At 73.2% G+C, this 16504-nt stretch carries 15 protein-coding genes, 1 tRNA gene and 1 pseudogene; 5 read left to right on the top strand and 12 right to left on the bottom strand.

What is annotated here, in order from left to right; genetic code table 11:
• Window positions 1-39: 39 nt before the first annotated feature.
• Window positions 40-1188 (bottom strand): acetyl-CoA C-acetyltransferase, encoded by a 1149-nt coding sequence (locus J1M39_RS03385; protein ID WP_101967496.1) that lies wholly within the window; start codon window positions 1186-1188, stop codon window positions 40-42.
• 258 nt (window positions 1189-1446) lie between these two features.
• On the opposite strand from J1M39_RS03385, the gene J1M39_RS03390 reads away from it, so the two are divergent.
• Entirely contained in the window at window positions 1447-1701 is a 255-nt protein-coding gene (locus J1M39_RS03390) for a DUF6480 family protein (RefSeq protein WP_036317625.1), read from the top strand.
• A gap of 137 nt (window positions 1702-1838) precedes the next feature.
• Here J1M39_RS03390 and J1M39_RS03395 read toward each other — a convergent pair whose 3' ends face one another.
• The 3 genes from J1M39_RS03395 to J1M39_RS03405 form a co-directional block, all read right to left on the bottom strand.
• Window positions 1839-2234 (bottom strand): hypothetical protein, encoded by a 396-nt coding sequence (locus J1M39_RS03395; RefSeq protein WP_036317637.1) that lies wholly within the window; start codon window positions 2232-2234, stop codon window positions 1839-1841.
• A 190-nt stretch (window positions 2235-2424) separates the two neighbouring features.
• Entirely contained in the window at window positions 2425-3867 is a 1443-nt protein-coding gene (locus J1M39_RS03400; RefSeq protein ID WP_036317627.1) for an alanine/glycine:cation symporter family protein, read from the bottom strand.
• 61 nt (window positions 3868-3928) lie between these two features.
• The gene (locus J1M39_RS03405; protein ID WP_241253809.1) at window positions 3929-5053 is read right to left on the bottom strand and encodes an RNase H family protein; all 1125 of its coding nucleotides are present in this window, start codon (window positions 5051-5053) and stop codon (window positions 3929-3931) included.
• A 220-nt stretch (window positions 5054-5273) separates the two neighbouring features.
• Here J1M39_RS03405 and J1M39_RS03410 point away from each other — a divergent pair.
• Window positions 5274-5573: pseudogene (locus J1M39_RS03410) on the top strand (integrase core domain-containing protein); the annotation flags it as partial.
• A 306-nt stretch (window positions 5574-5879) separates the two neighbouring features.
• On the opposite strand, the gene J1M39_RS03415 reads toward J1M39_RS03410, so the two are convergent.
• From J1M39_RS03415 to J1M39_RS03450, 8 genes are all read right to left on the bottom strand, one after another.
• Window positions 5880-5956: transfer RNA gene (locus J1M39_RS03415), tRNA-Pro, on the bottom strand.
• 377 nt (window positions 5957-6333) lie between these two features.
• A complete protein-coding gene (locus J1M39_RS03420) occupies window positions 6334-6813 on the bottom strand; it encodes a hypothetical protein (protein WP_036383303.1) in 480 nt (159 codons plus the stop codon).
• A 104-nt stretch (window positions 6814-6917) separates the two neighbouring features.
• Window positions 6918-8456, bottom strand: a complete 1539-nt coding sequence (gene der / locus J1M39_RS03425) for a ribosome biogenesis GTPase Der (protein ID WP_020628099.1) — start codon at window positions 8454-8456, stop codon at window positions 6918-6920.
• Window positions 8453-9184, bottom strand: coding sequence for a (d)CMP kinase (gene cmk / locus J1M39_RS03430; protein WP_002857424.1), 732 nt, complete (start codon window positions 9182-9184; stop codon window positions 8453-8455). Before cmk ends, der begins: the two co-directional genes overlap by 4 nt.
• A 1-nt stretch (window position 9185) precedes the next feature.
• The gene (locus J1M39_RS03435; RefSeq protein ID WP_069941656.1) at window positions 9186-10346 is read right to left on the bottom strand and encodes a prephenate dehydrogenase; all 1161 of its coding nucleotides are present in this window, start codon (window positions 10344-10346) and stop codon (window positions 9186-9188) included.
• A complete protein-coding gene (locus J1M39_RS03440) occupies window positions 10343-11299 on the bottom strand; it encodes a pseudouridine synthase (protein ID WP_020628101.1) in 957 nt (318 codons plus the stop codon). Before J1M39_RS03440 ends, J1M39_RS03435 begins: the two co-directional genes overlap by 4 nt.
• 222 nt (window positions 11300-11521) lie before the next feature.
• The gene (locus J1M39_RS03445) at window positions 11522-12382 is read right to left on the bottom strand and encodes a ParA family protein (RefSeq protein WP_020628102.1); all 861 of its coding nucleotides are present in this window, start codon (window positions 12380-12382) and stop codon (window positions 11522-11524) included.
• A gap of 241 nt (window positions 12383-12623) precedes the next feature.
• The gene (locus J1M39_RS03450; protein ID WP_036338130.1) at window positions 12624-14039 is read right to left on the bottom strand and encodes a cation:dicarboxylate symporter family transporter; all 1416 of its coding nucleotides are present in this window, start codon (window positions 14037-14039) and stop codon (window positions 12624-12626) included.
• Between the two features lie 187 nt (window positions 14040-14226).
• On the opposite strand from J1M39_RS03450, the gene J1M39_RS03455 reads away from it, so the two are divergent.
• Genes J1M39_RS03455 through J1M39_RS03460 form a run of 3 tightly spaced genes read left to right on the top strand, consistent with a single transcriptional unit; the run spans window position 14227 to window position 16503 of the window.
• Window positions 14227-15378, top strand: coding sequence for a cache domain-containing protein (locus J1M39_RS03455; protein ID WP_241252081.1), 1152 nt, complete (start codon window positions 14227-14229; stop codon window positions 15376-15378).
• A complete protein-coding gene (locus J1M39_RS12220) occupies window positions 15293-15790 on the top strand; it encodes a sensor histidine kinase (protein WP_246836811.1) in 498 nt (165 codons plus the stop codon). Before J1M39_RS03455 ends, J1M39_RS12220 begins: the two co-directional genes overlap by 86 nt.
• Window positions 15787-16503, top strand: coding sequence for a response regulator (locus J1M39_RS03460; RefSeq protein WP_078025596.1), 717 nt, complete (start codon window positions 15787-15789; stop codon window positions 16501-16503). The genes J1M39_RS12220 and J1M39_RS03460 overlap by 4 nt, the downstream gene beginning before the upstream one ends.
• The last annotated feature ends 1 nt before the right edge of the window (window position 16504 follow it).

Raw genomic sequence — 16504 nt, forward strand, 5'->3', positions numbered from 1 at the left:
GGGTGATCTGGTCGGGCATGGAAACCTCCGGGGGATGGGTCAGAGACGTTCGATCACGGTGACGTTGGCCTGGCCGCCGCCCTCGCACATGGTCTGCAGGCCGTAGCGGCCGCCCGTGCGCTCGAGCTCGTGCAGCAGGGAGGTCATCAGGCGGGCGCCGGTGGCGCCGATGGGGTGGCCCAGGGCGATCGCCCCGCCGTTGACGTTGACCTTCGCCGGGTCCGCGCCGGTCTCGGTCAGCCAGGCCAGCACGACGGCGGCGAACGCCTCGTTGATCTCCACGAGGTCCATGTCGTCGATGGTCAGGCCCATGCGGTCGAGCGCGTACGCCGTCGCCGGGATCGGGGCGGAGAGCATCATCACGGGGTCGGCGCCGCGGGCGGAGATGTGGTGGATGCGGGCTCGCGGGGTGAGACCGTGGCGGTGCACGGCCTCCTCGGAGGCGAGCAGGAGGGCGGCCGCGCCGTCGGACATCTGGGACGCGGTGGCCGCGGTGTGCAGCCCGCCGGGGACGATCGGGTCGAGCGAGGCGATCTTCGTGGCGTCCGGGGTGCGGGGGCCCTCGTCCGCGGTGAGGCCGGCGAGGGGTAGGATCTCGCGGTCGAAGCGACCGTCGGCCTGGGCGGCGAGCGCACGCTCGTGGGAGCGCACCGCGAACTCCTCCAGGGCGTCACGGTCCAGGTTCCAGTGCCGGGCCATCATCTCGGCCCCGCGGAACTGGGAGATCTCCTCGCTCCCGTAGCGGGCGGCCCAGGACTCGGAGCCGGTGAACGGGTCGGGGAAGCCGAGATCGCGGGCGGCCGTGTTGGACCGGGAGAGCGGGATCGCGCTCATGGACTGGACGCCACCGGCGACGACGAGGTCCGCCGTCCCGCTCATGACGGCCTGCGCGGCGTAGTGGACCGCCTGCTGGCCGGAGCCGCACTGGCGTTCGACCGTGGTGCCGGGGACGTCCTCGGAGAGCCCGGCCGCGAGCCAGGCGTTGCGCGCCACGTCCATGGCCTGTGGGCCGAGCTGGTCGATGCAGCCGAGGATGACCTCGTCGTATTCGGCTGAGTCGATGTCCTGGCGGCCGACGAGCTCGCGCAACGGCGCGGCCGCCAGGTCGAGGGGATGCACACCGGCGAGCCCCTTCCCTCGGCGACCCACGGGGGTGCGGACGGCGTCGATGATGTAGGCCTCGGGCATGGGGGCTCCTCCGGACGGCGGGGACGTGACGCCGATCACGCTATTGCTTGGACGTCCAACGATCAAGAGTGTGACGGGATCCGTCGCGGCGGCGTGGAGGAGCGCCGTTTCGTCAACGAAAGCGGCTCGGGGCGCGCCGTTTCGGCTACGAAAGCGCTGGGGCGGGCGTCGCCATACCCTGGTCAGGACCCCCTGCCCCGGGCCTAGCGTAAGGACCAGCGGCATGCACCCGTGCCGCCGAGACGAGAGGAACCGGCCATGGCCACCCCGCACACCCCCGACCCCCAGGACGCCCGGCGCGCACGCGAGGCGACGGACGAGACCTCCGGTGCCGCGTTCGACGGCGACACGCCCCCAGCCGAGGGCGCAGGCGTCGGCCCGAGCAACCCGGGCATGGACGTGGAGCAGACCGGCGAGCGCTCGGCGGGCAAGATCGTGCTCGGGCTGATCATCGCCCTCGTGGTCATCGGCGTCCTGCTGTTCATCCTGGGCCGCGTCGCCGGCCTCGGCTGAGCCGCGGCGCAGACCCCTCGGGCACGCCACCGGCACACCACGACCACGGGGCGGGCACCGATCCGTCGGTGCCCGCCCCGTCTCGTGTCCGCTCCGCGGTGATGCCGTTCAGCGGCGACTCCGCACCGTCGCAGCGGTCAGAAGCCGCCGCCCATGGTCCGGCGGCCACCCGCCGTGCGTCGGCCGGCGGCACCGGACCGGCCGCGGGAGGCGAGGGCCCCGCCGAGCAGCCCGCCCAGCAGGCCGGTGCCGAGGCCGCCCGTGGACCGGGCCGAGGGCCCGAAGCCGCCGCGGTACGCACCGGAACTGCGCCCGCGCGTCGTGCTTCCGGCGCCGCGGCGCGAGAGCTCACGCAGCGCCAGACCGCCGAGCGTGCCCAGGAGGGCACCGCCCAGGCCGCTGGACCGGCGTCCCTGAGAGCGGGCCTGCCGGCCGAAGCCGGGGGACCGGCCGATGTGCGCACCGATGGTGGGTCGGCTGGAGCGGCGGCCACCGCCGCCGAGAGTGCGGGTGAGGCTGGAGAGGATGCCCATGGTGTCCTCCTCGGACGTCGTGCCGGCCACTCGTGCGTGGCCGGTCGGGTGCGCCTCAACCTAGGCGCCGACCCCCGCACGGTGTCCAGACCGGGCCTCCTCATGCATCGAGGCGGGATATCCACCCCACGGCCGCCCGCGGCAGCCGGATGGGGTCGATATCCCGCCTCGAAACGCGCGGGCGGGGGCGTCAGTCCTGGAGCGGGGAGGTCTTCGGCTCGTCCCTCCAGAGGGCCACGTTCCGCGCCTCGGGCAGGTCGGAGATGTGGAAGCCCGGATTCATGCCCGCCTTGAGCTTGCGCTCGTAGTCCCGGAGCAGCTTCACGGCCAGCCCGCCCAGCGGGATGATCGCCACGAGGTTGATGGTCGCCATGAGGGCCGCGAACGTGTCCGCGAGGTTCCACACCAGCGCCACGGAGCCGAGCGCGCCGCCGACCACGCACACCAGCACGAGCACGCGGAACACGGTGATGGCCGGGCCCGCGTGGCGGCCGGCCAGGTACCGGATGTTGGCCTCGCCGTAGTAGGTGTTGCCCAGCACGGAGGACCAGGCCAGGAAGAAGATGATGACGGTCAGCGCCGGGCCGGCCCACGCGCCCACGGCCTGCTGGAGCGCACCCTGGGTCACCTGCATGCCGATCGCCTCCCCGCGTCCGTAGGCCGGGTTGGAGAGCAGGATGACGAACGCGGTGGCCGAGCACACGATCAGGGTGTCGAAGTAGACGCCCAGGGACTGCACGAAGCCCTGCTTGGCCGGGTGGGAGACGGCCGCGGTGGCGGCGGCGTTCGGGGCGGAGCCCATGCCGGCCTCGTTGGAGAACATGCCGCGGCGCACGCCCTGCATCACCATCGTCATGCCGACGGCGGCGCCCGCGACCTCGCGCAGGCCGAACGCGTGGCCCACGATCAGCGCGATCATGCCCGGGACCTCGGTGATGTTGACGACCATCACGATCAGGGCCAGGAAGATGTAGAACGTGGCCATCACGGGGACCAGCACGTTGGTCACGGCCGAGAGCCGGCGCACGCCGCCGAAGATCACGAGGCCGGTGAGGGCGGCCAGGCCCAGGCCCACGATCCACGCGGTGGTGGAGGACGCGCCCCAGTTGGCCTGCACGGACTCGGAGATCGAGTTGGACTGCACGGCGTTGAACACGAAGCCGTAGGTCACGGTGATGGCGACGGCGAACACGGCCGCCAGCCACTTCGCGCCCAGGCCGTCGCGGATGTAGTACGCGGGGCCGCCGAAGTAGCCGTCCGAGCCCTTCTGCTTGTACAGCTGGGCCAGCGTGGACTCGACGAACGCGGTGGCGCCGCCGATGATCGCCAGCAGCCACATCCAGAACACGGCGCCCGGGCCGCCGATCACGATCGCGATCGCCACGCCGGCCACGTTGCCGGTGCCCACGCGCGAGGCCGCCGAGATGGTGAAGGCGCGGAACGGGCTCACGCCGTCGTTCTCGAACCCGGTCTGGGACTTGGCCGTCACCGACCGCAGCATCTCCGGGAGCATGCGCACCTGCACGCCCACGGTCCGGATGGTGAACCACACCCCGGCCACGAAGAGCAGCGCCATCACGACGTACCAGTACTTGTCGTTGAGGGCCGTGATGGCCGCTGTGATCTGTTCCACTGTCGCTTCCACAGCCCCACCCTAGAGGCTGGGGCGGAGGACGGGGAATCGGGGGCCGGGGTCAGCCGGCGGCGTCGTCCTCGACGCGGAGCTGGATCAGCTGCCCCATCCGCTCGGGCAGGTCCCCCTCGGGGGTGCCGACGCTGGCGTGGCGGGCGGCGGCCCGGGCGAGGTCGTCGGCCAGTTCGTTGCCGTGCACGCCCACGTGGCCCTTGACCCACGTGGTGTCCACCTGGACGTCCGCGGCCTGCGCCAGGTCGACGGCGGCCAGCAGGCGCCGCAGGGTGCGGCGGATGCGCTCGCCCCGGGCGCCGCCGAGGGTGAGCCGCTCGCGGCGGGCGGCGTTGAGCAGGGCCAGCGCGGCGCGCGAGTCCGAGTGGATGGTGACCCGGCCGCCGGGGGTGCCCGCCCACGCGCAGATCACGTGCCCCAGCACGAGCGCCTCGAGTTCCACCTCGAGCGGCATCGTGGCCCCGGCCACGGCCTGCACGGCCCACATGCTCGGCCCGGCGACGGCGGCCGCCCCGCCGATGCGGGAGCCGCGCAGCACGGAGCCGTCCACGTACACGTCCGTCACGTCCGCCTCGTCCGCGAACGTGAGGCTGTGGGTCACCCCGGGCAGGTTGCGGCGCAGGAAGCGGTCCGTGCGGCGGCGGGAGAGGAAGACGCCGGAGGAGCGGCGCAGCGCGTCCTCCTCCTCCTGGGCGGCCTCGATGGCCTCGAGCGGGATCCGGGCCGCGCCCGTCTGGGCGACCGTCTCCGGGTCCACGTCCGGCAGCAGGTAGCTGGAGCGCTGCGTGCCCACGGGGGACTCGTCGAGCCGGTAGGAGACCACGCGCGTGTCCACGGGGGCGAGGACCTCGAGCAGGGAGAGCAGCTCGGCGTCCCGGTCCGAGCGCAGCCGCACGATCACCGGGCGCTCCGGTGGCAGGTCGACGGTGACGGTGGACCAGAAGACGCTCAGATGCGCCGTGCCGACCATCCCGGTGTAGACGTGGCCGCGGACGTCGTCGCCGAGCTCGCGCAGCTCGAGCTCGCGGGCCACGTAGACGATGCCCCCCGTCGTCGGATGCAGGTCCAGGCGGAGGGCGGGGCCGTGGTCCACGCCGGGCAGCATGGCCAGCGGGCTGGCCACCACGCGGACGCCGTCCCGGCGGATCCGGGTGCGCGGCGGGGAGGGGGGCATCCTTCATTCAGGGCCTCTTCCTCGCTGGATTCGATTCGACACCGATATCCAACCCGGGGAGGAGGCCCCCGCCGGCTCACGACGCGGCGGGCAACGAGCAACGCGGGCAAACCAGATGGCCAGCACCGGGCAGTTCCCGTGGCCATCACTGGGCAGTCCTCATGGCCGTCAGCGGGTCATTCCCTGGCCACCTATGGGCAGCTTTTCATGGCCGCTTACACACAGCGACGCGGGGTCTCAATTCACCTCCATTCGCTACGGCGAACGCCTCGCCGAGATCGGAGCGACACCGTCGATCGGGACCGTCGGGGACAGCTATGACAACGCCCTGGCCGAGACCGTGAACGGCTATTACAAGGCCGAGCACGTCCGCGGACCCGCACGGCCAGGTCCCTGGCGGACGGTCGAGGACCTCGAGCTCGCGACCCTCGGGTGGGTGTCCTGGCACAACACGCAACGCCTCCACGGCTACCTCGGCGACGTCCCACCCGCCGAGTTCGAGGACACGTTCTATGCTGTCGAGGCCGGCCGCGAACAGTTGTCGGAATCAAATAGCGCGAGTCTCCATCAGACCCAGGGCGCTTCAGGGCCTACGCTCTGGTCACCGACGAGATCGATTTTGGATCGAGCCGCTCGGCCACTGAGGAAGTTCTGAATTCCCGGGGATATAAGTCGAGCCGAACGCCGAACCGTAGGGTCTGTCTCGATCAGTTTGTGCTAAGGAATATGTCAGGCACGGAAAGAGGCCCAGGCGCTCCCCTCGAGGGAGTACCTGGGCCTCATTCCATTTTCCCTCGTCAGATGCGGACTCTGACCCGTGGGAACGTGGTCGGGCTAGCGGGATTTGAACCCACGACCTCTTGACCCCCAGTCAAGCGCGCTACCAAGCTGCGCCATAGCCCGTGACGAATCGCGGTCATCCGCGCTTCGGCACCCGACGAGCATACCCCACCCGCGCCGCCGGACGCGAATCCGGAGCGGGCCGGCCGGGCCGTCGTCGTCAGGGGCGAACGCTGCGACACCCCGGAACGTGAACAAGGGGCCCACGTCCTCTTCACAGACGTGAACCCCTCATCCCTTGACCGAGGGCCACCCGACCGAGAGTCCCCCAGCGACCGCGGCCCCGGCGTACCGGTGGGCCTGGCGGTCTGCACGAACCCTCTCATGACTGAGGGTGCAGTCGTGCACGTGAGAAGCCTAACACGCCGAGCGTCTCCGATCCGCCGTTCCGGGCGGGTCGAAGAGGCGTGTCGGGGGGCTCACGGAGCCCCGCCGCAGGATCAGTACGTGAAGGTCCGGTCCCCCACGCGGAATTCGACGTCCTTGAGGTCCGGGATGGCGTCACGTGCCTGCTCCGCCGCCTCCCGCATCGTCTCCTCGAGGACCTGGGGATCGGCATCGAGCAAAGACTGGCCGTACTCGATGACCACCTTTCCGTCCTCCCGGAGCGCCTCGACGTCGACGATGTCCGAACCGGAGGGCAGGGATCGCGTCAGGTCCTCGACGACCTCGGCGGCGCGCTGGTCCGCCTCTGCGAGGGCGCCCTCGGCCTCCTGGCGCAGCTGCCCCAGGTCCACGCGGTCCGAGGCGTCCGCCTCCAGCTCGCTGATCCGGTCCTCGGCCTGGGCGAGCCGGTCCTCCGCGCTCTGCAGCGCGGCCCGGGTCTCGCCGTCGTCGACCGCACAGCCGGATGCGGCCAGCGCGAGCGCGGCCAGGGTGGCCAGGGACAGGGCGGCGGGGCGACGTCGGATGAGGCTCATGCCCTCAGGCTACGAGGCGAAGGTGGACGAACGGTGGGAGCTTGCCGGGACGACGACGTCCCCCGGCGCGGGTGGCCGAGGGACGTCGTCGGGGCGGGGCCGGATCAGCGGCGGCGACCGCGCTTCTCGCGCACGCGCATCCCGATCTCGAGGGGCGTGCCCTCGAACCCGAAGGTCTCGCGCAGGCGGCGCACGATGAACCGGCGGTACCCGGGGTCCAGGAACCCGGTGGTGAACAGCACGAACTTGGGCGGCCGGCTCGAGACCTGGGTCGCGAACAGGATGCGGGGCTGCTTGCCGCCGCGCAGCGGGTGCGGGTGGGCCGCCACGAGCTCGCCGAGGAACGCGTTGAGCTTGCCCGTGGGGATGCGGGTGTCCCATGAGTCCAGGGCGAGGTCCAGCGCGGGGACGAGACGGTCCTTGTGCCAGCCGGTCTTCGCGGAGATGTTCACGCGCGGCGCCCACGCGACGTGCGCCAGGTCCCGCTCGATCTCCTTGGCCAGCTGGAGCCGCCGATCCTCATCCACCTGGTCCCACTTGTTGAACGCGATCACGAGGGCGCGACCGGAGTCCAGCACCATCTGGAGGATGCGCACGTCCTGCTCCGAGATCACCTGCGGCGCCTCGAGCAGCACCACGGCCACCTCCGCGCGGTCCAGGGCGGAGGCCGTACGCAGCGACGCGTAGTAGTCGGCGCCGTGGGCCATGTGCTGCCGTCGACGGATGCCGGCGGTGTCCACGAAGCGCCACAGCCGTCCGCCGAGCTCCACGAGCTCGTCCACGGGGTCGCGCGTGGTGCCGGCCAGGTCGTCCACCACCACGCGGTCCGAGCCGGCCAGCTTGTTCAGCAGCGAGGACTTGCCCACGTTCGGCCGGCCCACGAGGGCGATCCGGCGCGGGCCGCCGCGCGGCACGAGACCGCCGTGGGCGGACTCCTCCGGCAGTGCCTCGAGCGCGGCGTCCAACAGGTCCGCGACGCCGCGGCCGTGCACCGCGGACACCGGGTACGGGTAGCCGAAGCCGAGCGACCACAGGGTGGCGGCGTCGGCCTCCTGGACCATGTCGTCCACCTTGTTGGCGGCCACGATCACCGGGCGGTCCTTGCGACGCAGCATCGAGACCACGGCCTCGTCCGTGGCCGTCATGCCGACGGTGGCGTCCACCACGAACACGACGGCGTCCGCCACGTCCACGGCCAGCTCGGCCTGCTCGGCCACGCGACGGTGGATGCCCTTGGCGTCGTGCTCCCAGCCGCCGGTGTCCACCACGGTGAACTCGCGGCCGTTCCACTCGGCGTCGTAGGAGACGCGGTCGCGCGTCACGCCGGGCACGTCCTCCACCACGGCCTCACGGCGGCCGATGATGCGGTTGACGAGCGTGGACTTGCCGACGTTCGGCCGGCCCACGATGGCCAGCACGGGCGGCACGGGCGCGTCGACGTCCTCGTCGGGCCCGAGCTGCCACGCGTCGAGGAGGGCGGCGTCGTCCTCCTCGAGCTCGTAGTCCTCGAGGCCGGCGCGCAGCGACGCGGCGCGCGCCTCGGCCTCCTCCTCGGTCATGGCGGCGAGCCGCTCGGCCACCTGATCGTCGCCGGCGGGGACGAACTCGTCCTCACCGGAGCGGTGCTGGGGGTTCTCGGTCATCGTCGGCCTCCCTTCACGGCCGGAATGCCGGCCTGGTCCTCGACGGCGGCCAGGACGGCCGCCACGGTCTGCTCGAAGTCGAGCTCGGTGGAGTCCACGAGCGCCACCCCGTCGGCGGGGCGGTCGAACGTGGACACGGTGGCGTCGCGGGCGTCGCGCCCGGCCACCTGACGGTGCAGCGTGCCGGCATCGACGCCGGTCTCCCCCGCCGCGGCCAGCTGGCCCGAGCGGCGGGCGGTGCGCACGGCCTCGGAGGCCGTGAGCAGCACGCGCGCGTGGGCGTCCGGGGCCACCACCGTGGTGATGTCACGGCCCTCGGCGACCATCCGGCCCGCGGCGGCGATCGCCGCCCGCTGGCGACGATGCAGCTCCTCGCGCACCGGGATGACCACGGCGACGGTGGAGACCGTGTCCGTGACCTCGGGGCCGCGGATCGCCTCGGTGACGTCCGTGCCGCCGACCCGCACGGCCTCGACGTCCGGGTCGGTGGACTGGTCCAGGTCCATGGCGACGGCGGCCGCCGCCACGGCCTCCGCATCGGCCAGGTCGACGCCCTCGTGCAGGCAGTGCCACGCCACGGCGCGGTACATGGCGCCGGTGTCCAGGTACGCGGCGCCGAGACGCCGCGCCACGGCCTTGGACACGGACGACTTGCCCGAGCCCGAGGGGCCGTCCACCGCCACCACGAGCGGCGCGGGTGCGACGTCGTCGCGGGTGTGCTCGGTCATCTCAGACCACCTTCCATCCGGCGGCGGTCAGCGCCGCCACGAGTTCGTCCCTGCGGCCGGGCAGCACGGAGATCTCCACCATGCCGACCCGGTGGCCCGAGGCGTGCTCGAGCCGCAGGTCCTCCACGTTCACGTCCGTGCGGCCGACCTCGTCGAGGAGGGCCGCGATCTGCCCGGGGGCGTCGTCCACAATCACCGTGACCACCGCGAACGCCTGCGGCGGCGCCCCGTGCTTGCCGGGCACCCGTGCCCGACCGGCGTTGCCCTCGGCGATCAGCTGCGCCATGTCCAGCCGCGCCCCGGGGGCGGAGGGGTCCTCCAGGGTGCGGATCAGCCGGTCCAGGTCCGCCCGCAGCCCGTGCAGCGCCGGCACGATCCGCCCGGCGTTGCCGGAGAGGATCTGCACCCACAGCTGCGGGTCCGACGCTGCGATCCGGGTGGTGTCCCGCAGCCCGTTGCCGGCCAGGGCGAGCGCCTGGTCCGGGGTGTCCTGCAGGCGGGAGGCCACGAGCGAGGCGGCGATCTGCGGCAGGTGCGAGATCAGCGCGACCGATTCGTCGTGGGCGCGGGCCGCCATCCGGTACGGGGTGGCCTGCAGCGTCAGCGCGAGCGCCCGACCGGCCGCGAGGGCGCCCGGGTGCGTCGTGTCCGTCGGGCACAGCACCCACGGCGCCTGCGTGAACAGGGTGCCGCGGGCCGCCACGGGACCGGACCGCTCGGAGCCGGCCATCGGGTGCGTCCCGAGGTACCGGTCGGCGTCCTGCGGGGCCAGGCGGCCGTCGTCGACGGCGGCGCGCACGCCCGCGGCGACCGCCTCCTTCACCGAGGCGATGTCCACCACCACGGCCGCGGGCCAGCGGCGCAGCGAGTCCACCACGACGTCGGCGGTCACGTCCGGCGGCGCGGCCACGACGACGAGGCCCGGGGCGGCGTCGAGGTCGTCGCCCTCGGCGTCCAGGCGGGCGGGGCGTCCGGCGCGGATGTCCGCGGCCACGGCCAGGGCGGCGGGCGAGGGGTCGTGCAGGCGCACGTCCACACCGGCCGCGCTCAGCCCGATGCCAATCGAGGTGCCCAGCAGACCGGTCCCCCGGACGAGGACGGGCTGCGGGATCCCGGCCGGGCCGTCACCGAGCGCGGCGGCGGACTCGGCGGGCGCGCTCACAGGCCGACCAGGGCCTTGAGGTGGCCCAGCTCCTGCGCGTTGAGCGCGCGGACGGTGCCCTGCTTCTGGTCGCCCAGCAGGATGGGGCCCACCTTGACGCGGACGAGCCGCTCGACCGGGTGGCCGATCTCCTGGAACATGCGGCGCACGATGCGGTTCTTGCCCGAGTGCAGCACGACCTCGACGAGCACGTGGCCCGGAGTCGAGTCGACGAGCTTGAACGAGTCCACCTGCGCCACGCCGTCCTCCAGCTCCACGCCCTCGCGCAGCCGGTTCGAGACGCCCTTGGCCAGCGGGCCGCGGGTCTGCACCACGTAGGTCTTGGGGACCTCGTAGCTGGGGTGGGTGAGGCGGTTGGCCAGCTCGCCGTCGTTGGTGAGGATGAGCAGGCCCTCGGTCTCGTTGTCCAGACGGCCCACGTGGAACAGGTGCTCCTGCCCGGGCTTGAGGTAGGTGGCGATCGAGGGCCGGCCCTCCGGGTCCACCATCGTGGAGATCACGCCGCGGGGCTTGTTGAAGACGAAGTACTGCTTGGTCACGTCCGTCTGCACGGAGATGCCGTCCACCCGGATCACGGCCGTGGCCGGGTCCACGCGCACGCCGGGCTCGGTGACGACGACGCCGTCCACCTCCACGCGGCCCTCGGCGATGAGGTCCTCGCTCACGCGCCGGGACGCCACACCCGCCGCGGCCAGCACCTTCTGCAGGCGCTGGCCCGACTCGTCGTGGATGCGGTCGAGGTGGGCGGCCTTGGCCCGGGCGGCGCCGGCGCCGCGGCCGCGGCGACCGCGGGTGCGCGGCACGGCGTCCTCGTCGAAGGGGGCCTCCTCGCGGGGGCCGGCGGCGCCGCGGCGGGCACCGATCTGTCGCTGGTAGTCGCGCTCCTGGAACGGGCCGCCCCGTCGACCGACGGCGGGGGTGCGTCCGGAGCCTCGCGGCTTGCGGGAGTTCATGGGGAGGGCGTCCTTTCGGGTGCGCGTCAACGGCGCCGGTCGGGCCGGCGGCGGACGGGTCAGGGGGTGAGGGACGGCCCGGAGACGGACACGCCCGGCTCCATTCTCGCAGATCGGCGGCGTCGCGTCTCCCGGCCACCGCTCCCCCGGCCGCGAGCGCGCAGAGAACCGGCCCGGTCCCGCGACGGGACCGGGCCGGCGTCGTCGGCGCTCAGCGGGCGGTCACGGCGCGCCGCCGCGGCTGATCAGCTCGCGGGCGAGCTGTCGGTAGGCCTTGGCGCCGTCGTGGTTCTCGGCGAACAGGGTGATGGGCGTGGCCGCCACCGTGGCGTCGGCGAACTTGATGGACCGCTTGATGACGGTCTCGAACACGCGGTCCCCGAAGCCGGCCACCAGCGAGCCCACGACCTCCTTGGAGTGCAGGGTTCGCTGGTCGAACATCGTGGCCAGCACGCCGTCGATCTCCAGGTCCGGGTTGAGCCGGTCCTGCACCTTCTCGATCGTCTCGACGAGCAGGGCGACCGCGCGCAGCGCGAAGAACTCGGCGGTCAGCGGGATGATCACGCCGTGCGAGGCGGTCAGCGCGTTGACGGTCAGCAGGCCCAGCGAGGGCTGGCAGTCGATGAGGACCACGTCGTAGTCGTCGCGGACCTGGCGCAGCGCGCGCTCGAGGACCTGCTCGCGGGCCACCTCGTTGACGAGCTGCACCTCGGCCGCGGACAGGTCGATGTTGGCCGGCAGCAGGTCCATGTTCGCGAAGTCCGTGGACAGGATCGCGTCCTTCGCGGTCACCGACCGTTCCATGAGCACGTTGTACACCGTGGTGTCGAGCTCGTGCGGGTTCGCGCCCAGGCCGGCCGAGAGGGCGCCCTGCGGGTCGAAGTCCACCATGAGCACCCTGCGGCCGTAGCCCGCGAGCGCGGCGCCCAGGTTGATGGTGGAGGTCGTCTTCCCGACGCCGCCCTTCTGGTTCACCATCGAGATGATCCGCGCCGGGCCGTGCGAGGTCAGGGGCGCGGGCTCGGGGAAGTCGTGCTTGGGCCGGCCGGTGGGCCCGAGCACGGGCTCGCCGTGGATGGTCATCACGGGGATCGGTTCTCTCGAGGTCACGGCGGCGCCGGCTCCTTCCACGGTGGTCTGCACGCCCGGCCGCGGGCCGCGGCGCGCCGCGGCCGCCGTCGTCGGCGTGTCCGGATCTTCCCCCACCCTAGTGCCTGGCGTTCCCGGGACGACGGCGGCGCCGGGGACGGGCCGGTGTCCAGGCTCGTCCCCGGCGTCGCCGGTGGTCGACGGTGCGGCGTGCCGCGCGGGCCCGCCGCCTCCGTCAGCGGGCGGGGTTCCGGTCGCCGTCGGCGGCCATGGCGAAGTTCAGGCTGGAGTCGGGGTGACCCTCGTAGGCCTGCTCGGCGATCGTCGGGGACTGCTGCGGGTCGTGCGCGGCGCCGTCGTGGCCGGCCACGGTCGCCTCGTCGAACTGCAGCTCGCCGCTGAGGACGCGCCGGGCACGCTCGCCGTCGAGCTCGCCCACCCAGCGGCCGACGAGGAGCGTGGCCACGGCGTTGCCGGTGAAGTTGGTCAGGGCGCGGGCCTCGGACATGAACTTGTCGATGCCCACGATCACGCCCATGCCGCCGAGCAGCTCGGGTCGGTGCGCCTGCAGGCCGGCGGCGAGCGTGGCCATGCCCGCGCCGGTGACGCCGGCCGCGCCCTTCGAGGCGATGATCATGAAGACCAGCAGGCCGATCTGCTCGCCGAGGTTCATCTCCGCGCCCATCGCGTTGGAGACGAAGAGCGCGGCCATGGTCAGGTAGATGGCGGTGCCGTCCAGGTTGAAGGAGTAGCCGGTGGGCACGGTCACGCCCACGACGGACTTGTCCACGCCGGCGTGCTCCATCTTGGCGATCAGGCGGGGCAGGGCGGTCTCGGAGGAGCTGGTGGCGAAGATGAGCAGGTACTCCCGGCCCAGGTACTTCATGAGGGACAGGATGCTCAGGCCGGTCACGACCTTCAGGACGGTGCCGAGCACCACCACGATGAAGGCGATGCAGGTCAGGTAGAAGGCGCCCATGAGCAGCGCCATGGCGCCGATCGCGGACCAGCCCGTGGAGCCGACGACGGCGGCGATCGCACCGAAGGCGCCGATCGGGGCGACCCACATCACCATCATGAGGATGCGGAACACGACGCCCTGGATCAGCGTGAGACCACGCAGCAGCGGGGCGTCGGCCGGGCCCATCTGCTGCAGGGCGAAGCCCACGAGCAGGGCGATGAACAGGGTGGGCAGCATCGGCAGGGAGCCGGGGATGATGTCCAGCAGGAACTGGACGGTGCCGTCCACCGCGGCCGTGGGCTTGTTCGGGTCGTAGGGCGTCAGCTTGAGGCCCTCGCCGGGGTGGATGAGGTTGCCGACGACGAGGCCGACGGCCAGCGCGAACGTGGACATCGCCATGAAGTAGACCAGGGCGATGCCGCCCACGCGGCCGACGGTCGCGGCCTTGGCGATCGAGCCGACGCCGAGGACGATCGTGCAGAAGATGACCGGGCCGATCATCATCTTGATGAGGGAGACGAAGCCGTCGCCCAGCGGCTTGAGGGACTTGCCGAACTCGGGGAAGAGCAGGCCGACGGCGGCGCCCAGCACCACCGAGGCGATCACGGCGATGTACAGCCAGTGGGTGCGGTCCTTCTTCGTCGCCGGGGCCGGCGGGGCCGAGGTCTCGGCCGGTGGGGTGTGCGCCATCGGGCGTTCCGTTCTGTGCGGTGGTGGGGCGCCGCCGAGCGGTCCGCAACGGCGCGGGAGGGATGTGACCACTCTCGCGGCCCCGGGTGGTGTCGGTCACGATTGCGGTCATAGTGGTCACGGCGGCCGACGGACTGCAGGATCGTGGGGGTGGACCGGCGCGTCGCCGGCCCGAGGGAGGAGAGGCATGCGCCACCCGTGGTCGATCGCCCGGCGGATCGCCGTGGTCCACGTGGCGCTCGTGGCGGCCATCGCCCTGTTCAGCGTGTGGAGCGCCTACCTCCAGGCCCGCGAGGTGGCCCAGCGCGTCGAGGAGCGCCACGTCCAGGGCGTCACCACCCTCGTGGCGCGCGACCCCGCGCTCGTCTCGGCCCTGCGGGCCGGCGACGCCCCCGCCTTGCAGGCCGGGATCGACGGCTGGATCGCCGAGGCACAGGTCTCGTGGCTGACCGTGATGGACCCGGACGGGATGCGGTTGGCGAGCTGGCGCCCCGAGCAGGTCGGTGTCCGCTACCCGAGGCCGGTGGACGCCGTCGTGGCCGGGGACACCGTCGTGGAGCTCTCGAGCACCGGTGCCGCGGGCCGGTCGGTGCGTGCGCTCGCGCCGGTCGTGGACCCGGAGGACGGCACCGTCCTGGGCGTGGTCACGATGGGCGTGCAGATCTCCGACGTCACCATCATGGCCCAGGCCCAGATCCCCGGCATCCTGCTGGGCTCGGCCGCCGTGGCCGCCGTCGGCCTGCTCGTCGCCTGGCTCGTGGGCCGGTATCTGAACCGGGTGACGCTCGGACGCGGCCCCGAGCAGATCGCCGAGCAGTTCCTGCTGGCGGAGACGGCCATGGACTCGCTCGAGGCCGGCGTCGTGGTCCTCGCCCCGGACGGGCGGGTCCGCCTGCACAACGACGCCGCCGCGCGCCTGCTCGGCTGGGAGGGCGCGGGCGAGCCTCGCCGTCGGCGGGCGGGTCCTCGTGGTGCAGCAGCGTGTCGTGCGGGCGCCCGGCCGTTCCGACCCCGGCGGGTCGGTCCCGCCGACGGCCCTCGCCGCGGCCGCCCGCGAGGGCGTGACCACCGCCCCGGCGGGATCGCGCGTGCTCGTCCTGCACGACCGCACCGACCTGCAGCGGCTCGGCGACGAGCTCACCGTGGCGCATACCCTGACCACGGCGCTGCGCGCGCAGACGCACGAGCACGCCAACCAGCTGCACACCGCCCTCGCCCTCGTGGAGTCGGGCCGGCTGGAGGCGGCCCGGGCCGTGCTGTCCCGCCGCGCCGCGGACGAGGAGGCCTCCGACGACGTCCTCGCCGCCCTGCTCGACGCGAAGGCCGCCCAGGCGCGTGAGCGGGGGGTGGCGCTGACCTGGTCCGCCGAGCTGACCGCGCCCGCCCCGCTGCGCCCGCTCGACCTGCTGACCGTGCTGGGCAACCTGGTGGACAACGACCTCGACGCGGCCGCCGCACCGGACCTGTCCGCGGTAGACCGGTGGGTCGACGTCGAGGTGGTCTCGGACGCCACGGGCCTGGTGGTGCAGGTGGCCGACGGCGGCCCCGGACCCTCCGACGCGGACCGCCGCCGGCTCTTCGACCGGGGCTGGTCGACGAAGCCCGTCGGCGCCGCCGGACGCGGCATGGGGCTGTGGCTGACGCGGCGGATCGCGGAGGAGGCCGGCGGGGTCGTGGACGTCGCGACCGACTCCGGCACCGTGTTCACCGTCGAGGTGCCCCGCGAGCCCACACCCCAGGAGGAGACATGACCGCCCGCCCGTACCGGGTGCTCGTCGTCGAGGACGAGCAGCTGACGGCCGAGACCTACGTGGCGCACCTGGACCGGCTGCCGGGCTTCGAGGTGGCCGCGGTGGCCGGTTCCCTGCTGGCCGCGCGGCAGGTCGCCGCGGCGGGCCTGCACGCCAACGGGCGCTTCCCGTTCGACGTCGTCCTGCTGGACATGAACCTGCCCGACGGGCACGGCCTGGACTTCCTGCGCCAACTGCGCGCGGCCGGCTTCCACGGCGGGGTGCTGGCGCTCACCGCGGCCACCGACCTGCCGGTGGTGCGCCGCGCCGTCGCGTACGGGGTGACGCAGTACCTCGTGAAGCCGTTCGGCTTCGACGAGTTCGCGGATCGGCTGGGCGGGTTCCGCGCCGCCTCGGCGATGCTGGCCGGCGACGGCGCCCTCGACGGCCAGGAGCAGGTGGACGCCGTCTTCCGCGTCTCCCGCGAGCGGCGCGCCGAGGCCCTGCCCAAGGGGCTGACCGAGAGCACCCTGCGCGAGGTGGTGGAGCTGCTGGGGGCGGACCCGGAGACCGCCCTGAGCGCGGCCGAGGTGGGCGAGCGCCTGGGCATCTCCCGCGTGACGGCCCGGCGCTACCTCGAGCACCTCGAGCGGATCCGCCGGGTGCGGCGCTCGGCCCGGCACGGCGGCCGTGGCCGGCCCGAGCAGGAGTACCGCTGGGCCGGCCGCACGTGAG

This window comes from Micrococcus sp. KRD077 (genome assembly GCF_017168505.1).
Lineage (GTDB): Bacteria > Actinomycetota > Actinomycetes > Actinomycetales > Micrococcaceae > Micrococcus > Micrococcus luteus.

What these genes read in the sequence shown, in the direction of transcription:
- J1M39_RS03385 (WP_101967496.1), bottom strand. Translation starts at nt 1,188, where the DNA reads ATGCCCGAGGCCTACATCATCGACGCCGTCCGCACCCCCGTGGGTCGC.
- J1M39_RS03390 (WP_036317625.1), top strand. Translation starts at nt 1,447, where the DNA reads ATGGCCACCCCGCACACCCCCGACCCCCAGGACGCCCGGCGCGCACGC.
- J1M39_RS03395 (WP_036317637.1), bottom strand. Translation starts at nt 2,234, where the DNA reads ATGGGCATCCTCTCCAGCCTCACCCGCACTCTCGGCGGCGGTGGCCGC.
- J1M39_RS03405 (WP_241253809.1), bottom strand. Translation starts at nt 5,053, where the DNA reads ATGCCCCCCTCCCCGCCGCGCACCCGGATCCGCCGGGACGGCGTCCGC.
- J1M39_RS03420 (WP_036383303.1), bottom strand. Translation starts at nt 6,813, where the DNA reads ATGAGCCTCATCCGACGTCGCCCCGCCGCCCTGTCCCTGGCCACCCTG.
- der (WP_020628099.1), bottom strand. Translation starts at nt 8,456, where the DNA reads ATGACCGAGAACCCCCAGCACCGCTCCGGTGAGGACGAGTTCGTCCCC.
- cmk (WP_002857424.1), bottom strand. Translation starts at nt 9,184, where the DNA reads ATGACCGAGCACACCCGCGACGACGTCGCACCCGCGCCGCTCGTGGTG.
- J1M39_RS03440 (WP_020628101.1), bottom strand. Translation starts at nt 11,299, where the DNA reads ATGAACTCCCGCAAGCCGCGAGGCTCCGGACGCACCCCCGCCGTCGGT.
- J1M39_RS03445 (WP_020628102.1), bottom strand. Translation starts at nt 12,382, where the DNA reads ATGACCATCCACGGCGAGCCCGTGCTCGGGCCCACCGGCCGGCCCAAG.
- J1M39_RS03450 (WP_036338130.1), bottom strand. Translation starts at nt 14,039, where the DNA reads ATGGCGCACACCCCACCGGCCGAGACCTCGGCCCCGCCGGCCCCGGCG.
- J1M39_RS03455 (WP_241252081.1), top strand. Translation starts at nt 14,227, where the DNA reads ATGCGCCACCCGTGGTCGATCGCCCGGCGGATCGCCGTGGTCCACGTG.
- J1M39_RS03460 (WP_078025596.1), top strand. Translation starts at nt 15,787, where the DNA reads ATGACCGCCCGCCCGTACCGGGTGCTCGTCGTCGAGGACGAGCAGCTG.